15 protein-coding genes are annotated in these 16,599 nt (G+C 73.5%); 12 read left to right on the top strand and 3 right to left on the bottom strand.

The features are described from left to right. The first annotated feature begins 29 nt into the window (after window positions 1-29). A complete protein-coding gene (locus tag ABD785_RS08740) occupies window positions 30-689 on the top strand; it encodes a class E sortase (protein ID WP_344824427.1) in 660 nt (219 codons plus the stop codon). Window positions 690-776: 87 nt separating this feature from the next. Here ABD785_RS08740 and ABD785_RS08745 read toward each other — a convergent pair whose 3' ends face one another. Next, window positions 777-2,219 carry a dihydroorotase gene (locus tag ABD785_RS08745; RefSeq protein ID WP_344824430.1) on the bottom strand — a complete coding sequence of 481 codons (1,443 nt, stop codon included), beginning with the start codon at window positions 2,217-2,219 and terminating at the stop codon, window positions 777-779. A gap of 80 nt (window positions 2,220-2,299) precedes the next feature. Between ABD785_RS08745 and ABD785_RS08750 the strand changes: the two genes are divergently transcribed. The 4 genes from ABD785_RS08750 to ABD785_RS08765 are packed head-to-tail and all read left to right on the top strand — an operon-like array spanning window position 2,300 to window position 6,410. Next, a complete protein-coding gene (locus tag ABD785_RS08750; RefSeq protein ID WP_344824433.1) occupies window positions 2,300-3,490 on the top strand; it encodes a CaiB/BaiF CoA transferase family protein in 1,191 nt (396 codons plus the stop codon). 4 nt (window positions 3,491-3,494) lie between these two features. Then, a complete protein-coding gene (locus ABD785_RS08755; protein WP_344824435.1) occupies window positions 3,495-4,289 on the top strand; it encodes a cyclase family protein in 795 nt (264 codons plus the stop codon). Beyond that, entirely contained in the window at window positions 4,282-5,697 is a 1,416-nt protein-coding gene (locus ABD785_RS08760) for an MmgE/PrpD family protein (RefSeq protein WP_344824438.1), read from the top strand. The genes ABD785_RS08755 and ABD785_RS08760 overlap by 8 nt, the downstream gene beginning before the upstream one ends. Further along, complete coding sequence (locus tag ABD785_RS08765; protein ID WP_344824441.1) at window positions 5,694-6,410, top strand: hypothetical protein; 717 nt, start codon at window positions 5,694-5,696, stop codon at window positions 6,408-6,410. The genes ABD785_RS08760 and ABD785_RS08765 overlap by 4 nt, the downstream gene beginning before the upstream one ends. A gap of 17 nt (window positions 6,411-6,427) precedes the next feature. On the opposite strand, the gene ABD785_RS08770 is transcribed toward ABD785_RS08765, so the two are convergent. Then, complete coding sequence (locus ABD785_RS08770; RefSeq protein WP_344824444.1) at window positions 6,428-7,243, bottom strand: IclR family transcriptional regulator; 816 nt, start codon at window positions 7,241-7,243, stop codon at window positions 6,428-6,430. 173 nt (window positions 7,244-7,416) lie between these two features. Here ABD785_RS08770 and ABD785_RS08775 point away from each other — a divergent pair, with 173 nt between their 5' ends. From ABD785_RS08775 to ABD785_RS08805, 7 genes are all read left to right on the top strand, one after another. Beyond that, entirely contained in the window at window positions 7,417-8,631 is a 1,215-nt protein-coding gene (locus ABD785_RS08775; protein ID WP_344824447.1) for a flavin reductase, read from the top strand. Further along, the gene (locus ABD785_RS08780; RefSeq protein WP_344824450.1) at window positions 8,628-9,896 is read left to right on the top strand and encodes an acyl-CoA dehydrogenase family protein; all 1,269 of its coding nucleotides are present in this window, start codon (window positions 8,628-8,630) and stop codon (window positions 9,894-9,896) included. The genes ABD785_RS08775 and ABD785_RS08780 overlap by 4 nt, the downstream gene beginning before the upstream one ends. After that, window positions 9,893-11,341 carry an aldehyde dehydrogenase family protein gene (locus ABD785_RS08785; RefSeq protein WP_344824453.1) on the top strand — a complete coding sequence of 483 codons (1,449 nt, stop codon included), beginning with the start codon at window positions 9,893-9,895 and terminating at the stop codon, window positions 11,339-11,341. Before ABD785_RS08780 ends, ABD785_RS08785 begins: the two co-directional genes overlap by 4 nt. Next, entirely contained in the window at window positions 11,338-12,459 is a 1,122-nt protein-coding gene (locus ABD785_RS08790; RefSeq protein WP_344824456.1) for an FAD-dependent oxidoreductase, read from the top strand. Before ABD785_RS08785 ends, ABD785_RS08790 begins: the two co-directional genes overlap by 4 nt. Further along, on the top strand, window positions 12,456-13,862 hold the full coding sequence (locus ABD785_RS08795) for an aldehyde dehydrogenase family protein (protein WP_344824459.1): 1,407 nt from the start codon (window positions 12,456-12,458) through the stop codon (window positions 13,860-13,862). The genes ABD785_RS08790 and ABD785_RS08795 overlap by 4 nt, the downstream gene beginning before the upstream one ends. A 118-nt stretch (window positions 13,863-13,980) precedes the next feature. Beyond that, a complete protein-coding gene (locus tag ABD785_RS08800; protein ID WP_344824462.1) occupies window positions 13,981-14,943 on the top strand; it encodes an alpha/beta fold hydrolase in 963 nt (320 codons plus the stop codon). A gap of 1 nt (window position 14,944) precedes the next feature. Next, window positions 14,945-16,288 carry an MFS transporter gene (locus ABD785_RS08805; protein WP_344824465.1) on the top strand — a complete coding sequence of 448 codons (1,344 nt, stop codon included), beginning with the start codon at window positions 14,945-14,947 and terminating at the stop codon, window positions 16,286-16,288. A 23-nt stretch (window positions 16,289-16,311) separates the two neighbouring features. Here the strand turns inward: ABD785_RS08805 and ABD785_RS08810 are convergent, their stop codons facing one another. Continuing rightward, window positions 16,312-16,587, bottom strand: coding sequence for a Dabb family protein (locus ABD785_RS08810; RefSeq protein WP_344824468.1), 276 nt, complete (start codon window positions 16,585-16,587; stop codon window positions 16,312-16,314). Window positions 16,588-16,599: the final 12 nt, after the last annotated feature.

Here is a 16,599-nt window from a genome sequence, read left to right on the forward strand (position 1 = left end):
TCCTTTTTCAACAGCTAGCGTCCCTGCTCATGCGAACCGTCGCCCGCGTCATCGCGGAGCTCCTCGTCACGTTCGGACTGGTCCTGGCGCTGCTGGTGGCGCACCTGAAATGGGGCACCGACGACTACACCAGGCGCGCCCAGCGCGGGCTCAGCGACGAACTCGACAAGGTCTGGAGCGCCCAGTCGGTGGTGGCGGTCAAGCCGGGCAGGGCCCACGCGGTCACGCCGCCGGCGCCCGCGCCGGCGAAGGGCCGTCCCTTCGCGGTCCTGCGCGTGCCGCGGTTCGGGGCGTCGTGGCACTTCACGGCGGTCGAGGGCGTCACGGACGCCGATCTGGCCAAGGGGCCCGGCCACTATCCGGGGACCGCGCAGCCGGGCCAGGTCGGCAACGCGGTCTTCTCCGGGCACCGCACGACCTATCTCGCCCCGTTCAACCGGATGGGGGAGCTGGTGCCGGGCGACGAGATCCTCGTCGACACCGCCACGCTCACCCACGTCTACCGGGTGACGGGCCACCGGATCGTGCTGCCGACGGACCTCTCGGTGCTGGCCCCGGTGCCGGGACGCCCGGGCGAGCGGGCCCGCCGGGCGTCCCTGACCCTCACGACCTGCCACCCGAAGTACTCGGCCGCCTACCGCCTGGTCGTCTTCGCGGAACTCTCCGCCAGCCGCCCGCGGACGACCTAGGATCCCCGGGCACCGGTGTCCATGAGGAAGCGCGTCTCCCCTGATCTCCCGTCCGGCCCGGCCGCGCCACCGGGCCGGACGGGTCTGCTACCGGCCCCGGTGCAGGTAGGTGCCGGACGGTTCGCCGATCACGCCCTTGTCGAGGGTGTAGGCGAGCCGCCCTCCGACGACCGTGGCGACCGGCCAGCCCGTCACCGTGACGCCCTCGAACGGGCAGTGGTCCTGGCCCGACAGCAGCATGTCGGTGGTCACCTCGCGCTCCAGTTCGAGGTCGACGATCGTGAAGTCGGCGTCGAAGCCGACGGCCAGGCCGCCCTTGCGGCCCCACAGGCCGTAGGCGCGCGCCGGGTTCGCCGAGACGGCCTCCGCGATCCGGGACAGCGGGATCCCGCGCCTGCGGTGTCCCTCGGACAGCAGCACGGGGTAGAGCAGCGCGGTCCCGCCGAAGCCGGGCCTGGCGGGCCACAGCTCGTCGCCCTTGTGCTCCTCCATGCAGCAGGCGTGGTCGGAGGCGACCCAGTCCACGGTGCCGTCCGCGACGCGTTCCCACAGGTAGTCGTTGTCGGCCCGGGTGCGGATCGGGGGATTGACCTTGGCGCCGAGGCCGCCGCGGGCGTCGAGCTCGTCGACGTCCAGGCAGAGGTGGTGCAGGGTCACCTCGAGGCGCATGTCGGTGCCGTGCTGGGCGCGGGCGGTCCGGGCCGCGCGCACGGCGTCGGCGCTCGACAGGTGCAGCAGGTTGACGTTGGTCCCCGCGTGCCCGGCCAGGGTCGTCGCCTCGGCGATCGCCACCTCCTCGGTGAGCGGCGGCCTGCCCTCGTGGTAGGCCCGCAGGTTCTGCGGGCGCCCGCTGCGCTGGATCCGGTCGATGAACACCCGCATCAGCTCGGACTGCTCACAGTGCAGCGACAGCGACAGCCGGCGGTCCGGATGGGCGGCCTGGACGGCCGCCAGCTTCTCCATGATCAGGTAGAGGTGGCCGAGGTCGTACTCGTCGCCCATCGTGAAGGCCTGGGCGTCGCGGCTGTTGGCCGCCAGGTCGAAGCCCTTGTAGAACATGTAGTACTTGAACGAGGTCACCCCGTGCTCGGTGACCAGCGCGGGGATCTCGTCGATCTGGCCGACCGTCATCGGGGCCAGGTGGAAGCCGTAGTCGGTGTAGGAGCGGCCCGCCACCGCCGCCAGGACCTCGGGGAAGATCTCCTCGTACGGACCGGTCCGGTTCAGGTAGTGCTGCCCGGTCCGGAAGTAGGACAGGACCGTGGTGGCCCCGCCGACCAGGGACGAGCGCGTCTCCTCCGCGGCGTCGACGCCGAGATCGCGGTAGATGCCGAGATGGAAATGGGCGTCGACCGCGCCGGGCATGACCGCCTTTCCGGTGGCGTCCAGCACCTCCTCGGCGTCGGAGGCGGGCAGATCCTCGCCCACCGCCACGATCCTTCCGCCGCGCACGGCCAGGTCGGCGCGTACCTCGCCGTGGTACGGCAGGACCAGGAGGCCCCCCTTGACGAGCAGGTCATATCGGGACATGAGCACCCGCCCTTTCGCTTAGTGTTCCCCACAGGGTAACGTCGTTTCCCTAAATAGGTCGACCCTCGAGGAGGACATCCGTGCGTTCAGGCCCTCTGACGGGCGTCGTCGTGCTCGATCTGGCCACGTTGTTCGCGGGCCCGCTCGCCGCGACGATCCTCGGCGACTACGGCGCCGACGTGATCAAGATCGAGCATCCGGCGAAGGGCGATCCGTCGCGCACCCACGGCCACACCAAGGACGGCCACGGCCTGTGGTGGAAGATGCTCGGCCGCAACAAGCGGACCGTCACGTGCGACCTCGGCTCACCCGAGGGGGCCGACCTCCTCCGGCGGCTCGCCGCGACCGCGGACGTCCTCATCGAGAACTTCCGTCCCGGCACGCTCGAACGCTGGGGCCTGTCCCCGGAGACGCTGCACGCCGCCAACCCCCGGCTGGTCGTCGCCAGGGTCACCGGCTTCGGCCAGTTCGGTCCCTACGCCGGGCGCCCCGGCTTCGGCACCCTGGCGGAGTCGATGAGCGGGTTCGCCGCGATGACCGGTGAGCCCGAGGGGCCGCCCACCCTGCCGCCGTTCGGTCTCGCCGACGGCATCGCGGCCCTGACCTGCGCCCAGGCCGTGATGACCGCGCTGTTCCACGCGGCGCGCACCGGCGAGGGCCAGGTCGTCGATCTGGCGATCATCGAACCGCTGCTCACCGTGCTCGGCCCGCAGGCGACCGTCTGGGACCAGCTCGGCATCGTCCAGGAACGCACCGGCAACCGGTCGGTCAACAACGCGCCCCGCAACACCTACCGCACCCGCGACGGCCGCTGGCTGGCGGTGTCCACCTCGGCCCAGTCGATCGCCGAACGGGTCCTCACCCTGGTCGGCCATCCCGAGGTCTGCGCGGAGCCGTGGTTCGCGACCGGCGGGGGGCGGGCCGCGCACGCCGACCTCCTGGACGGACTCGTCGGCTCCTGGATCGCCGAGCGCGACGCCGACGAGGTCGTCCGGGCCTTCACCGAGGCGCAGGCCGCCGTCGCCCCCGTCTACGACATCCGCGACGTGTTCGAGGACCCCCAGTACCGGGCGCTGGACTCCATCACCACGGTAGACGACCCGGACCTGGGGCCGCTGCGGATGCAGAACGTCCTGTACCGGCTCGACCGCACCCCCGGCTCCGTCCGCTGGACCGGCCGCGCCAGGGGGGCCGACAACGCCGAGGTCTACTCCGGGCTCGGCCTGGACGACGGCGACCTCGCCGCACTCGAAGCGAAGGGCGTGATCTGAGCACGTGGACCTGTGGGACGAACTGGCCGGAGCCAGGACCCTGGACCTGGCGCAGCCGATGCGCACCGGGATGCCCCAGTCGCCGAACCATCCCCCGTTCCGGATGCTGCTGGAACGACGCCACGGCGACATGGTCAGGGCCGACGGCGGCTCGGCCGCGAACGAGATCATCGTCACGGGCGGGCATGTCGGCACCCATGTCGACGCCCTCGCCCACGTCTCCCAGGACGGGCTGCTGCACGGGGGCCGTCCCGCGGAGTCCGGCCACCGGGGCTTCGCCGACCTGGGCATCGACGCCTTCCCTCCCTACGTGGGCCGGGCGGTCCTGCTGGACGTCGCCCGGGTGCACGGCGTCGAGGTCCTTCCGGCGGGCTACGAGGTGACCGTCGCGGATCTCGAACGCGCCGCGGACGGCCTGGAGATCCGGCCGGGCGACGTCGCCCTGGTCGGCACCGGCTGGTCGCGGCGCTGGGACGACCCCGCCGCTTTCGTGGGCACGGCCGGCGGTGTCCCGGGACCCGGGGCAGCCGCCGCCCGCTGGCTGGCCGGGCTCGGCGTCCGCGCCGCCGGCGGCGAGACCATCGCGTTCGAGCACATCGCCCCCGGCCGGGGCCACGCCACCCTTCCCGGCCACCGCATCCTGCTCGTGGAGGCCGGGATCAACATCATCGAGACCATGCGGCTCACCGAGCTGCTCGACACCGGGGTCCGCGAGTTCCTGCTGGTCCTCAACCCGCTCAACGTGGTCGGTGCGACCGGCGCCCCGGTCCGGCCGCTGGCGGTGCTTCCGCGTGGCTGAGCCGACGGCGGTGCGGCTGCTGGCGGAGTTCGCCGCCGGCCTGCGCGACGGGGGAGTGCCCGAGCACGTGGACACCGACGTCCGCGGCCGGATCCTCGACGTGCTGGGCAACTGCCTGGCCGGACGGGCGGAGGAACGGTCGGCCTCAGATCCCGGCAACGCGGTCCTCGCGACCGTCCTCGGCTGGGGCGGTGCCCCGCAGGCGACCGTCATCGGCTCGGGGGCGCGGCTGCCCTCGCCGAACGCCGCCCTGGTCAACGGCACCTACGCCCACGCGCTGGACTTCGACGACACCCATCTGCCCTCGGTGCTGCATCCGAGCGCCTCGGTGGTCCCGGCCGCGCTGGCCGTCGCCGAGGAGCTCGGCTCCACGGACACCGGCCTCGTCGCCGCCGTCACCGCCGGGATCGAGATCTGCGACCGCCTCGGCATGGCCTCCTACGAGCCGGAGCTGCGCAACTCCCGGTTCTTCGAGAACGGGCAGCACGCCACCTCCATCTGCGGGACGCTCGGCGCCGCGGCGGCCGCCGCCCTGCTCCACGGCCTCGACGCCGAGGGGATCGCCTCGGCGATCGGCATCGCGGCGAGCATGGGCTCGGGCGTGCTGGAGGCCAACCGCACCGGCGGCACGGTCAAGCGCGTCCACTGCGGCTGGGCCGCCCACTCGGGCGTGACCGCCGCGGCCCTCGCCGCCGCCGGGGTGACCGGCCCGCCGACCGTGCTGGAGGGCCGTTTCGGGTTCTTCCAGGCCTGGCTCGGCGGCCGCTACGACTCCGCCGCGCTCCTGGACGGCCTCGGCACCCGCTGGGAGACCGTCCGCACCGTCTACAAGCCCTATCCGTCGAACCACTTCACCCATCCGGCGATCGACTGCGCCCTCGCCCTGCGCGCGCGGGGCCTCGACCCCGCCGACGTCGCGGAGATCGAGCTGGGCCTGGCCGCGCCGGTCCTGCGGACGGTCGCCGAACCGCGGGAGGAGAAGATCCGGCCGCGCAGCGCCTACCACGGCAAGTTCTCCGGCCCCTTCACCGTCGCCACCGCCCTGCTCGGCGGCGGAGGCCTCGGCCTGCACCTCGACGACTTCGCCGAGGGCTCGCACGAGGACCCCGCCCGGCTGGCGCTCGCCGCCCGGGTCCGCTGCTTCGCCGACGACCGGGCGAGCGAGCTGTTCCCGGCCTCCTTCGCGGCGGTCCTGCGGGTCACGACCGTCCAGGGGGCGGTCCTGGAGCACCGCGTGGACTCCTCGCGGGGCGGCCCCGGCCATCCGCTGTCACCGGCCGACCTGCGCACCAAGTTCCTGCTCAACGCCGCCCGGGCCCTGCCGGAGGAGAGGGCGCGAGCCCTGGCCGAGGCCGTCACCGGTTCCGGCTCCGCCTCCGCACTGCTCGCACTCACCACGGGAGAATGACCTTGGGACCGCATCCGCACGGCTGGTGGATCGTTCTCCACCTGGTGCTGTTCGTCTTCTGGCTGGGCGGGGACCTCGGCGTCTTCTACTCCAGCCGGTTCGTGCTGCGCCCCGACCTGTCGCCGCCCGCGCGCTCGACCGCGCTGCAGATCATGAGCGGGCTCGATCTCGGGCCGAAGATCTGCCTCGTGCTGTTCCTGCCCAGCGGGGTGACGCTGATGGCGGCCGATCCGCACGGGGCGACCCTCTTCGGCCGCGACCCCTTCGCCTGGCCGCTGGTGGTGGCCGTCTGGGTGTTCGCCCTGGCCTGGCTGGCGGCCACGATCGCCGACCACCGCACCCACGGCCGCTATCCCTGGGTGCGGCGCGCCGACTGGACGGTCCGGATCACGCTGATCGCGGCGCTCGCCGGTCTCGCCCTCTACACGCTGCTGGCCGCCGAGCCGTTCGGGGTCGACACGAACCCGAAGTGGCTCGGCGGCAAGCTCCTGCTCTACACGGCGGCGATCGGCTGCGGCCTCGGCATCCGGCTGACACTGCGCCCGTTCGGGCCCGCGTTCGGCGCGCTGATGACCTCGGGCTCGACCCCGGACGTGGAGAGGGCGCTGAAGCGCTCGGTCGACGGCTGCCTTCCGTACGTCTTCGGCATCTGGGCGAGCGTCCTGCTGGCCGCCGTCCTCGGCGTGCTCAAGCCGGGCGCCCACCTCTCCTGAGGCCGGCCGTGCACCCGCTACGCGCCGTGGTGGCCGAGCTGGGCGGAGACCCGGTCGGCCGCCTGGATCAGCAGCGGCGCGTACTCCTTCATGTGCGGTTTGAAGCGGGTCATCGGGCCCGAGACGCTCAGCACCGCGATGATCCGGCCGTCGTGGTCGAAGACGGGGGCGGCGATGGAGCCGGCGCCCTCCTGGCGTTCGCCGAGCGAGCCCGCGTACCCGCGCTTGCGGATCAGGGCGAGCTCGGCGCGCAGGGCGTCCTCCTCGACGATGGTCTTGTCGGTCACCGGGAGGAGCGGATGCCGGGTCAGGTAGCCGGTGACGTCGGCCTCGTCGAGGAAGGCCAGGAACGCCTTGGACGAGCTGCCCGCGTGCAGCGGGTAGGGGATGCCGAGGCTGACCTCCATCCGGAGTTCCTGGTTCGGCACCGCCTGGTCGACGTACATGCGGGTGTCGCCGCGCCGGACCGACAGGGTCGCGGTCTCGCCGGTCTGCTGGGAGAGCCGCCGCAGTTCGGGGGCGACCATCGCGCGCAGGTCCATCCGGGCCATGTAGGCGCGGCCGAGCGAGATCGCGGCGTGGCCGAGCGCGTAGCGCCGGGTGACCGGGTCGACCGTGATGAGCTCCCGGCTGCGCAGCGCGGTGAGGATGCGGTGCACCGCCGCCTTGGTGAGGCCGAGCTCCGTCGCGATCTCGGTGACCCCGAGATCGGGCCGGGCGCTGCGGCCGAACAGCAGGAGCACGTCCATCGCCCGTTCGACGGCCGCGATGGATCTGCTCTGCCCCTCTCCTTCGTCACCGGTGGTGCCTGCGGTGGTCGCTGTCCTCGGCACGACGCCGCCTTTCCGTGGGGTGGTCCGTCAGATGGAGTCTAGAGCAAAGCGTTTCGCCTTGGGAAACATCAGGGGAAACGCGTTGACACTCTCGCGCGGGCGTTGTTACCTTCTGCGGTACAACGTTTCCATAAGCGGAACGGGCTTCATGATACGGGACGAGGAGTGCGCCGGTGGCCGTGGACGCTGAGACCTTCCGGTCCGCGCTCGGGCAGTGGCCCACAGGGGTGGCCCTGGTCACCACCGTCTCCGGGGACGGCTGGCACGGCATGACCGCCAGCTCGCTCACCAGCGTCAGCCTGGACCCGCCGCTCGTCCTGGTCTGCCTCGACCACCGCATCCACACCCATGAGCTGGTCTCGGCCGGCGGCGTGTTCGCGGTGAGCGTCCTCGGAAAGGACCAGGCCGTCCTCGGCCAGCGGTTCGCCGGACGGCACCAGGGCGACCGCTTCGCCGACGCCCCCTGGCGGGCGGGGCCCACCGGCTCGCCCGTCCTGGAAACGGCGCTGAGCTGGCTCGACTGCCGGGTCGTGCACGCCTACCCCGGCGGCGACCACACCATCTTCGTCGGCGAGATCGTGGCGGCGGGCACCCCGCGCCGCACCGCCCCGCTGCTGTTCCACTCACGCAGCTGGGGCCAGCTCGCCGACCCCCTGCCCACCGAGATCACCGTCGCCGACACCGGGCTCGCCGCCGCCCTGCGGGGCAGGGGCCTTCCGGCCGCGGCCCTGCTGGAGGCGGTGCGCGCGGCCAACGTCCGCACCCGGGTCGCCCTGCCGGGCGGGCCCGCCGGTCACGCGGCCGTCTCGGTGCTCGTGGACGACCCCGCGGAGCTGGACGGCCACGGAAGGGCCGAGATCGTCGAGTTCCGCTACCGGGACCGCGACCACGCCGAGGCCGTCGCCGGACGCGCGGCCGCCCTCGGGGCCCGCACCGCCGGGCGGATCGCCGACGCCTTCGCCGGGGACGGCCACGACCGCGTCCTCAAGGCGCTGGCCGAGCTGGCCGCCGCCGGCTGCGACGAGATCGCCCTCGACGAGGGACCGCCCGGAGCCTCGCCCCTGCGGGTGCGCGAGCTGCTCCAGGACGCCATGGCCGAGGCCGCCGCCGTGCCGGTCAGGGTCAGGTTCACCGAACAGGGCGGCCTCGGCCTCGCCAACGCGCTGACCGCGATGAAGAGCGGGGTCCGTCACTTCGACGCCACCCTCGGCGGCGTCGACGGCGGCCTGTGCACCGCCGACGTCCTCTATCTCGCGGAGCGGCTGGAGGTGGCGAGCCCGGCGGACCGGACGGTGCTCGTCCGTGCCGCCGCCGAGCTCGCCACGGTCTGGGGAGCGCCGCTCCCCGCCAGGACCTACCGCATCCCCTCCGGAAGGACTACCCCATGAGATTGATCGCCGAGCGGCTGGTGGAGGGCATGACCCCGCAGGAACGGGCGAGGGCAGAGAAGGTCGAGAGCGTCCTGCCCGCGCTCCGCGAGGCCGCGGTCAAGGCCGACGAGGAGGCCGAGTTCCCGGCCGGGCACGTGACCCTGCTGCGGGAGGCCGGGCTGCTCGGCCTGGTCGTCCCGGAGGAGTTCGGCGGCCTGGGCGGCTCGCTCCGCGACCTCGCCGCCGCGACCTACACCCTCGGCACCGCCTGCCCCTCGACGGCGCTGGCCTACTTCTTCCACAACACCAGCGCCTCGCGCGGCCTGCTCCCCCTGGAGGCGATCGAGGCTGGCCTGTTCTCCGAGGAGGACGTCCCGGCCGTCCGGGACTTCGCCGTCAAGGTGCTGACCCGGATGGCGGGCGGCACCTGGATGGCGAACTTCGCCAGCGAGGAGGTCAAGAGCTCCGGCGCGAACATCGCGATCGCCACCACGGCGACCCCCGTGGACGGCGGCTGGCGGCTCGACGGCGTGAAGTCCTTCGGCTGCGCGACCGGGGTGGCCGACACCTATCTGGTGACCGCCCGGGTCGCCGGGACGACCACCGCGGACGGCCTGGCCCTGTTCCTGGTGCCGCGCGACGCCCCCGGGGTCGCCTCACGCGACCCGTGGAACGGCCTCGGCATGCGGGCGTCGGCCAACCACGGCATCACCCTGGAAGGCGTGTTCGTCCCGGCCGAGGAGGCCCTGACGGTCCCCGGCTCGTTCGTCCGGATGCTCACCATGAGCCGCGGCAGTTTCGTCGGCAACCAGCTGGCGATCTCGGCGGTCTACCTGGGGGTGGCGCAGTCGGTCTACGACTTCGCGATCGAGCGCCTGACCCGCAAGTCCTTCGCCGACAGCGGCCGCCCGGTGGCGTCCTCGCCGATGCACCAGGTCATCATCGGAGACATGACCGAACGCCTGGAGACCTCCTACCTGTGGATCCGCCGCCAGCTCGAGCTGGAGACGTCCGAACCGCCGCTGCGCCCCAAGCCCGAGGTCTACCGGCAGTGGCGGATCGCGAAGGGGGACATCGCCGAATCCTGCTTCCAGGTGGCGCTGGGCGCGTTCAAGGCCTGCGGCACCTCCGCCGCCACGCTCGACGGCACCCTCGGCCGGGGCCTGCGGGACCTGGCGATGGGCCTGGTCATGACCTTCCCCGCCGAGCGGGGCAGGCTGGAGGCCGCCCAGATGATCACCTCGGACAAGGAGAACGAGCTGTTCGCGAGCGTGAACCCGTGAGCCCGCAGCGCGATCTCGTGGCGGGGGAGTGGGCGGACGCCGAGGTCGAGCTCGGGCTGCGCCTGGAGGATCCCGCCACAGGGGCGGATCTGGGCCCGGCGCGCGCCACCGGCGGCGACCGGATCGAACGGGCCCTGGCAGCCGCCTCCGCCGCGACCGCCTGGGCCGAGACGCCCGCCGCCGACCGGGCCGCGATCCTGGACTCCGTGGCGGCTGCGCTGGCTCCGCGGACGGGCGAGATCGCCGCGCTGGAGTCGGCCGCCACCGGGGTGCCGATCCGGCAGACCGGCCCGCTCGGGATGATCGTCACGGGGTCGTTCGCGCTGGCCGCGGCACAGCTGCGCGAGGGCCTGCTGGAACGGGTCCTCGAGCGTCCCGACGGCCGGACGGCCGAGGTGCGGCTGCGACCGTGGGGTCCCGCGCTCTGCCTGACCCCGTGGAACGCCCCCGCCCCGATGGCCGCGCACAAGATCGCCAATGCGCTGGCGGCGGGCTGCCCCACCGTCCTCAAGGCCAGCGAGTACGCCCCGCACGGCAGCCAGGTCCTCGCCGAGGTCGTCGCCGCGACCCTCCGCGAGAACGGCGTGCCCGACGGGGTGTTCCAGTTCCTGCACGGCGACGGGAGCACCGGAGCGGCCCTCACCGCCGATCCGAGGATCAGGGCGGTCTCCTTCACCGGAGGAGCAGCCGGCGGGGCGTCCGTCGCGGCGGCCTGCGCCGCGGGGCTGAAGCCCGTCCAGCTCGAACTGGGCGGCAACAACCCGCTCGTGGTCCTGCCCGACGCCGACGTCTCCGCCGCGGCCAGGGCCGCGGTCGACCTGCTGACCACGCTCAACGGGCAGTGGTGCCGGGCGCTGGGCCGCCTCATCGTGCCCGCCGCCCTCGAGGCCGAGCTCCTGGCCGCGATCTCCGGACGGCTCGCCGCGTTGACGGCGGGGCCGCCGCTGGAGGAGACCACCGATCTCGGCCCCCTCATCCACTCCGCGCACCGCGCCCAGGTGGCCCGGCGGCGCGACGAGCTGGGCGGGCTCCCGCACTCGGCGACGAAGGTCCCCGACGTGGGGAATTACCTCGCCCCCGTCCTGGTCGCCGGGGTCGCGCCCGAACGGGCCCTGGAGGAGATCTTCGGCCCGGTCGCGACCGTCCATCCCTATGAGAGCGTCGAGGAGGCCGTGGCGCTGGCCAACGGCACCGCCTACGGGCTCGAGGCCTACGTCTTCGGCACCGACGAGGAGTTCGCGCTCGCGGTCGCGCGCAGGATCCGGGCGGGCGAGGTGAAGGTGAACGGCTCCAGCATCATGAGCCTCCACCTGTTCGCCCCCCGTCCCGCCTGGGGCGCCTCCGGCCTGGGCGAGGAGGGAACGGAGGAGACGCTCCGCTTCTTCACCAACCCGCAGGTCGTCGGCGTCGAGGGCGGCTTCGCCCTGCACGCGGGGGAGCCGTGACCGGGGTCCTCGTCGCGGGCGCGGGACCGGTCGGGCTGACCGCCGCGCTCGCGCTGGCCCGCAGGGGCGTTCAGGTCACGGTACTGGAGGCCGGGGACGCCCTGGCCACGGAGTCGCGCGCCTCGACCTACCATCCGCCGACCCTGGAGATGCTGGACGACCTGGGCGTCCTGCCCGCCCTGATGGAGCGCGGCCTGGTCTCCGAGACCTTCCAGTACCGTGACCGGGGCGGCGGCGTCGTCGCGGAACTCGATCTCTCGCTGCTGGCGGGCGACACCCGGTTCCCCTTCCGGGTGCAGTGCGAGCAGTCGAAGCTGACCCCGATCCTCCTGGAGGCCCTGTGCGGGCTCGGCGGCGAGATCAGGTTCGGGGCGGCCGTCACCGGGGCGTCCGTCCACGCGGGAGGCGTCGTCGTCGAGACCGCCGACGGCCGGACGCACCGGGCGGAGCGGCTGATCGGCGCCGACGGAGCCCATTCGGCGGTCCGCCGGTCCCTGGGCCTGCCGTTCGAGGGCATCACCTATCCCGAGCGGTTCCTGGTCGCCTCCACCGAGGAGGACCTGGAGTCCCTGATCCCCGGCGTGGCGGCCGTCAACTACGTGTTCGACCCCGACGAGTGGCTGGTCCTGCTGCGCACGCCCGACCACTGGCGGGTGCTGTTCCCGACCCCGCCTGACACCCCGGACGAGGTCGAGCTGGCCCGGCTGCCCGAACGGCTGCGCGGCGTCGCCGACCGGGACTGGAAGGTCGCCCACTCGACCCTCTACCGGGTCCACCAGCGGGTGGCCTCGGTGTTCAGGACCGGCGGCGTCCTGCTCGCGGGGGACGCGGCCCACGTCAACAACCCGCTCGGCGGCATGGGGCTGAACAGCGGTGTCCACGACGCCGTCGCCTACGCCGAGGCCTGGGACGACGACGAGGCCCTGACCGCGGCGGCCGCCCGCCGCCGCGACGTGGCGCTGTCGTACGTCCAGCGGATCACCCACGCCAACTGGGAGCAGCTGCGGGATCCGGAGGCGCACCGGGCGGGCCTGCGGGCCCTGGCCGCCGATCCCGTCGCCGCCCGCGCCCACCTGCTCCGCACCTCGATGATCGCCTCGCTGCGGCCCGTCGCGTGACCGGGTGGATCGAGCGGGAGAACCCCGCCCGGCTCGGCGAGATCGCCGGCAGGGTCCCCGAGACCCCGGAGACGGAGGTGGACGCCGTCGTCAGGGCCGCGGACGCGGCCCAGCGGGCCTGGGCCGCGACGCCCCTGCCGGAGCGGCTGGCCGCCCTCGACCGGGTCGCGGACCTGCTCGGCACGGAGGAGCAGGCGGTCCTGCTGGCGCGGGAGACCGGCAAACCGGTCGGCGACTGCCGGGGCGAGCTGCGTTTCTCGGCCGCCTACCTGCGCTGGGTCGTCGAGCGGGCGCCCGCCGCCTACGCCGACGCGGAGGTCGACGACGAGGCCGGACGCCTCCTGCTGAGCAGGCGTCCCTACGGGGTGGTCGCCGCGATCACCCCGTGGAACGCCCCGATCATCCTGGCGATGCTGAAACTCGGGCCCGCCCTGGCGGCGGGCAACACGGTGGTGGTGAAGCCCTCGCCCCTCGCCCCGCTGACGATCTCCGCGGTCGCGGGGCTCTTCCCGGACGGCCTCGTGCGGGTCGTCCACGGGGGAGCGGCCACCGGAGCGGCCCTGGTCGGCCATCCCCTCGTCCGCAAGATCGCCTTCACCGGAGGCGAGGCCGCGGGCCGGGCCATCGGCGCCGCGGCCGGAGCGATGATCACTCCGGTGGTCATGGAGCTGGGCGGCAACGACGCGGCGGTCCTCCTCGACGACGCCGACCTGTCGGAACCGGCGATGGAACGCCTGGTCCTGGCCTCCTTCGCCAGCGCGGGCCAGGTCTGCATGGCGGCCAAGCGCCTGTACGTCCCGGCGCGCAGGGAACGGGAGTTCCGGGAGGCCTACACGGCCGCGGCGGCCCGGATCCTGGTCCTGGGTGATCCGCTGGACCCGCGGACGACCGTCGGCCCGGTGATCAGCGCCGAGGCTGCCGAGCGGGTCCTGGCCCTGCGTGGTGACGGCACGGCCGTGGAACTCGGCACCGTGGCCTGCGACCCGGCGCGCGGCCACTTCGTGCGGCCCGTGCTGCTGCTCGGCGCCGCCGACGACGCCCCGGCCGTCCGCGAGGAGCAGTTCGGGCCGATCGTGCCGCTGCTGACCTACGACGACGAGGAATCGGTGCTGGCCAGGGCCAACGACGGGGAACTGGGGCTCGGGGCGTCGGTGTGGTCGGCCGACGAGGAGCGGGCCTTCGCCTTCGCCCGCCGGTTCGAGGCGGGTTTCACCTTCGTCAACACCCACAACCGGACCGGGATGGCGCTGCGCGCCCCCTTCGGCGGGGTGAAGCGCAGTGGTTTCGGCCGCGAGTACGGCGTGGAGGGCCTGGCGGAGTACGTCCAGACCTGCGTCGTCCATGCTCCGGCGGCGTTCCGGGCCGGCGGCGGCGGCCTCGCGCCCGGCGCATATCCGGTCTGACCGATTCGTTACTGAACCGCGTTCGGGTTTCTGGTTGACTCAGCTCTCCCGCCGGGGGCTAATGGGTGTCGTCGAAATGGCAACAGTGTTTCCATGAGGGAAACGCACCGGAGGGATCATGAGGCTTCCCAGCCTGGTAGGGGCCGCCGCGCTCGCCGCGGCCGCCCTGGCGGCACCCGCCCACGCGGACGTCGCCGTCACCAGAGTCACGACGACCGTCGACATCCGCTGCTCGTTCACCACGCTCAGCCAGAGCGCCGACTGGTTCCTGCCCGCGGGCGCCCCGAAGGGCCTGGTCTGGGTGCAGCACGGCTTCGCCCGCGCCAACGACCACGTCAGGGACCTGGCGGCGAAGTTCGCCGCGCGGGGCTTCGTGGCCTTCGCCCCGACCCTGCCGACCGCGAACCTCTTCGGCTGCACGCTGCAGAACATCGGAGACAACACCGGGTTCCTCGGCAACGTCGCCGACCTGTTCGGCAAGGCCGCCGACCCCTCCGACAAGCTCGGCCGCAGCTTCGCCAAGGCCAGGTCCGCCGCCGGACGTCCCGAGCTGTCCCTGCCCACGAACCTCGTCTTCGCCGGCCACTCGGCGGGCGGCGAGGCCGTCGCCTACGTCGCGAACAGGGTCCGCACCGCCTACCCGGCCGCCTGGACGGGCCTGCGCGGGGTCGTCCTCCTCGACCCGGTGAAGTCCTTCATCGGCTCCAACACCGACACCGCCCTCGCCGGTCTCGACACCATCGCCCTTCCGGTCCGCACCGTCTCCGGACCCGACGGCATCTGCAACAACAGCGGCAGCGGCACCGACGCCGTCCAGGCGAAGCTGCACCGGCCGTTCGTCGGCGTCCGGATCCTCGGCGGGGCCCACACCGACGCCGAGGGCGCGAGCACCGACGCCGTCGGCACCCTCGCCTGCGGCACCCCTCAGGCGGCGAACATCGCGATCCTGCAGACCCTCGCGGTCGGCTGGGCCGTCGACGACCTCACCGGAACCCACACCGCCTCCTACTATCCCGGCGGCGCCTACTACTCGGGTCAGCTGTCCGCTGGGACGATCGAGACCCTGGCCGGAGCGTCCTGAGATGGCCGTGACCAGCGCCGAGGTCGAGGCCTTCGCAGGCAGGCCCCCCGTCAAGGTCGATCCGGCGGCCACCGCGCCCTTCGGGTGGTGGCCGGCCGGCTGCGTGGCACTGGTCGCGCTGATCGACCGGGTCGAGGCCAACCTCATGGCGGGGGCCCTGCCCGACATCCAAGAGGAGTTCGGCTTCGGCGACACCGCGGGCGGGGCCATCGCCACCGCCGCGGCCGTCGCCGGGGTCGTGCTGCTCATCCCCGCCGGACGGCTCGCCGACAGATCACGCCGGACCTGGACGATCGCCGTCGTCGTGGCCGTCTGGTCGCTGCTCACCCTGGGCAGCGGCCTCGTCCAGTCCTACGCGATGCTCTTCACCGTCCGGGTCCTGCTCGGCGGGGCGGGCCTGCTCTACAACCCGTCGGGGTCGAGCCTGATCGCCGACTACTATCCCGGCCGCTCCCGGGCCCGGGCCTTCGGCCTGGAGCGCTTCGCCTACTTCGCCGGGCTGCCGCTCGGGATCATGGCGGGCGGGGCGCTGTCCCAGCTGCTCGGCTGGCGCACCATGTTCTTCCTCATCGCCCTGCCGGGCGTCCTGATCGCGCTGGCCTGCCTGACGGTCCGCGAACCCGTGCGCGGCCTCGCCGACCGGGTCGAGGCGCTCCGGCGGGGCGGGACCGCGCCCGCGGCTGCCCCGGACGCGGAGAAGGGGCCCGGTGAGCCGCTGATGGAGCAGCTGCGCGGGCTGTGGGCGATCCGGACGCTCCGCTCGGTCGTCTCGGGCCTGACCATCCTGTTCTTCGGGCTCGGCGGACTGTTCTTCTGGATGCCGAGCTACTACCAGCGCGCCTACGACCTGCAGGAGGGCCCGGCGGCCGCCATCGCGGGCGGGGTCGGGCTGGTCGGGATGATCCTCGGCACGCTCATCGGCAGCCGCTACGGCGACCGCAGGCACGGGATCTCACCGGGCTGGAGGGTCCTCCTCGGCGCGGGCGGGCTCGCCGTCGGCACGGCGGGGCTCGCCGGTGCAGTCCTGATCCCCGCCCTCCCGGTCCAGATGACCTTCTACGCCCTGGCCAACACCGGGTTCTGCGTGGCGATCCCCAACCTGACCGCCGCCAACGCCGACGTGGTCGGCGCGGACCGGCGAGGGCTGGGCTTCGCGGTGCTCCAGTTCCTGGTGACCCTCGGCGGCTCCGCGGGCCCGCTGCTCGTCGGCGCGGCCTCCGACCTGACCGGCTCCCTGCGCGGAGCCTTCGCCGTGCTGCTCGTCCCGCTGGTGGTCGGCACGCTCGTGACGTTCGGCGGCCGGCGCCACTACGACGCGGACGCCGAACGGGCGCTTCCCCGATGACGGGGCCGGAAGCGGTGGCCGGGCTAGAAGTCGACGCTGGCCCGTGCCGCGAGGCGGGGCCTGAGCCAGCCCGCGACCTCGAGATGGGCCGGGTGGCCCTGGTAGGCGCGGAGCCCGTCGAGGGAGTCGTGCTCGGTGATCATGCACAGGTCGTAGGAGGCGTCGCCGTGGACCACGTCCAGGCCGACGGTGAGCCTCTGGATCTCCGGTACCCGTCCGGGCAGGGCCGTCAGGAGCTCGCGGGCCTGCGGTGCGTCGGCGGCGTCGGTGAACTTCATCAGGACCACGTGGGTCAGCAAGGCTTCCTCCGG

It is taken from the genome of Actinocorallia longicatena (genome assembly GCF_039534125.1).
Lineage (GTDB): Bacteria > Actinomycetota > Actinomycetes > Streptosporangiales > Streptosporangiaceae > Actinocorallia > Actinocorallia longicatena.

Coding starts and splice junctions, on each gene's coding strand:
- ABD785_RS08740 (WP_344824427.1), top strand. CDS start 30: ATGCGAACCGTCGCCCGCGTCATCGCGGAGCTCCTCGTCACGTTCGGA.
- ABD785_RS08745 (WP_344824430.1), bottom strand. CDS start 2,219: ATGTCCCGATATGACCTGCTCGTCAAGGGGGGCCTCCTGGTCCTGCCG.
- ABD785_RS08765 (WP_344824441.1), top strand. CDS start 5,694: ATGACCTTGGGACCGCATCCGCACGGCTGGTGGATCGTTCTCCACCTG.
- ABD785_RS08780 (WP_344824450.1), top strand. CDS start 8,628: ATGAGATTGATCGCCGAGCGGCTGGTGGAGGGCATGACCCCGCAGGAA.
- ABD785_RS08800 (WP_344824462.1), top strand. CDS start 13,981: ATGAGGCTTCCCAGCCTGGTAGGGGCCGCCGCGCTCGCCGCGGCCGCC.
- ABD785_RS08805 (WP_344824465.1), top strand. CDS start 14,945: ATGGCCGTGACCAGCGCCGAGGTCGAGGCCTTCGCAGGCAGGCCCCCC.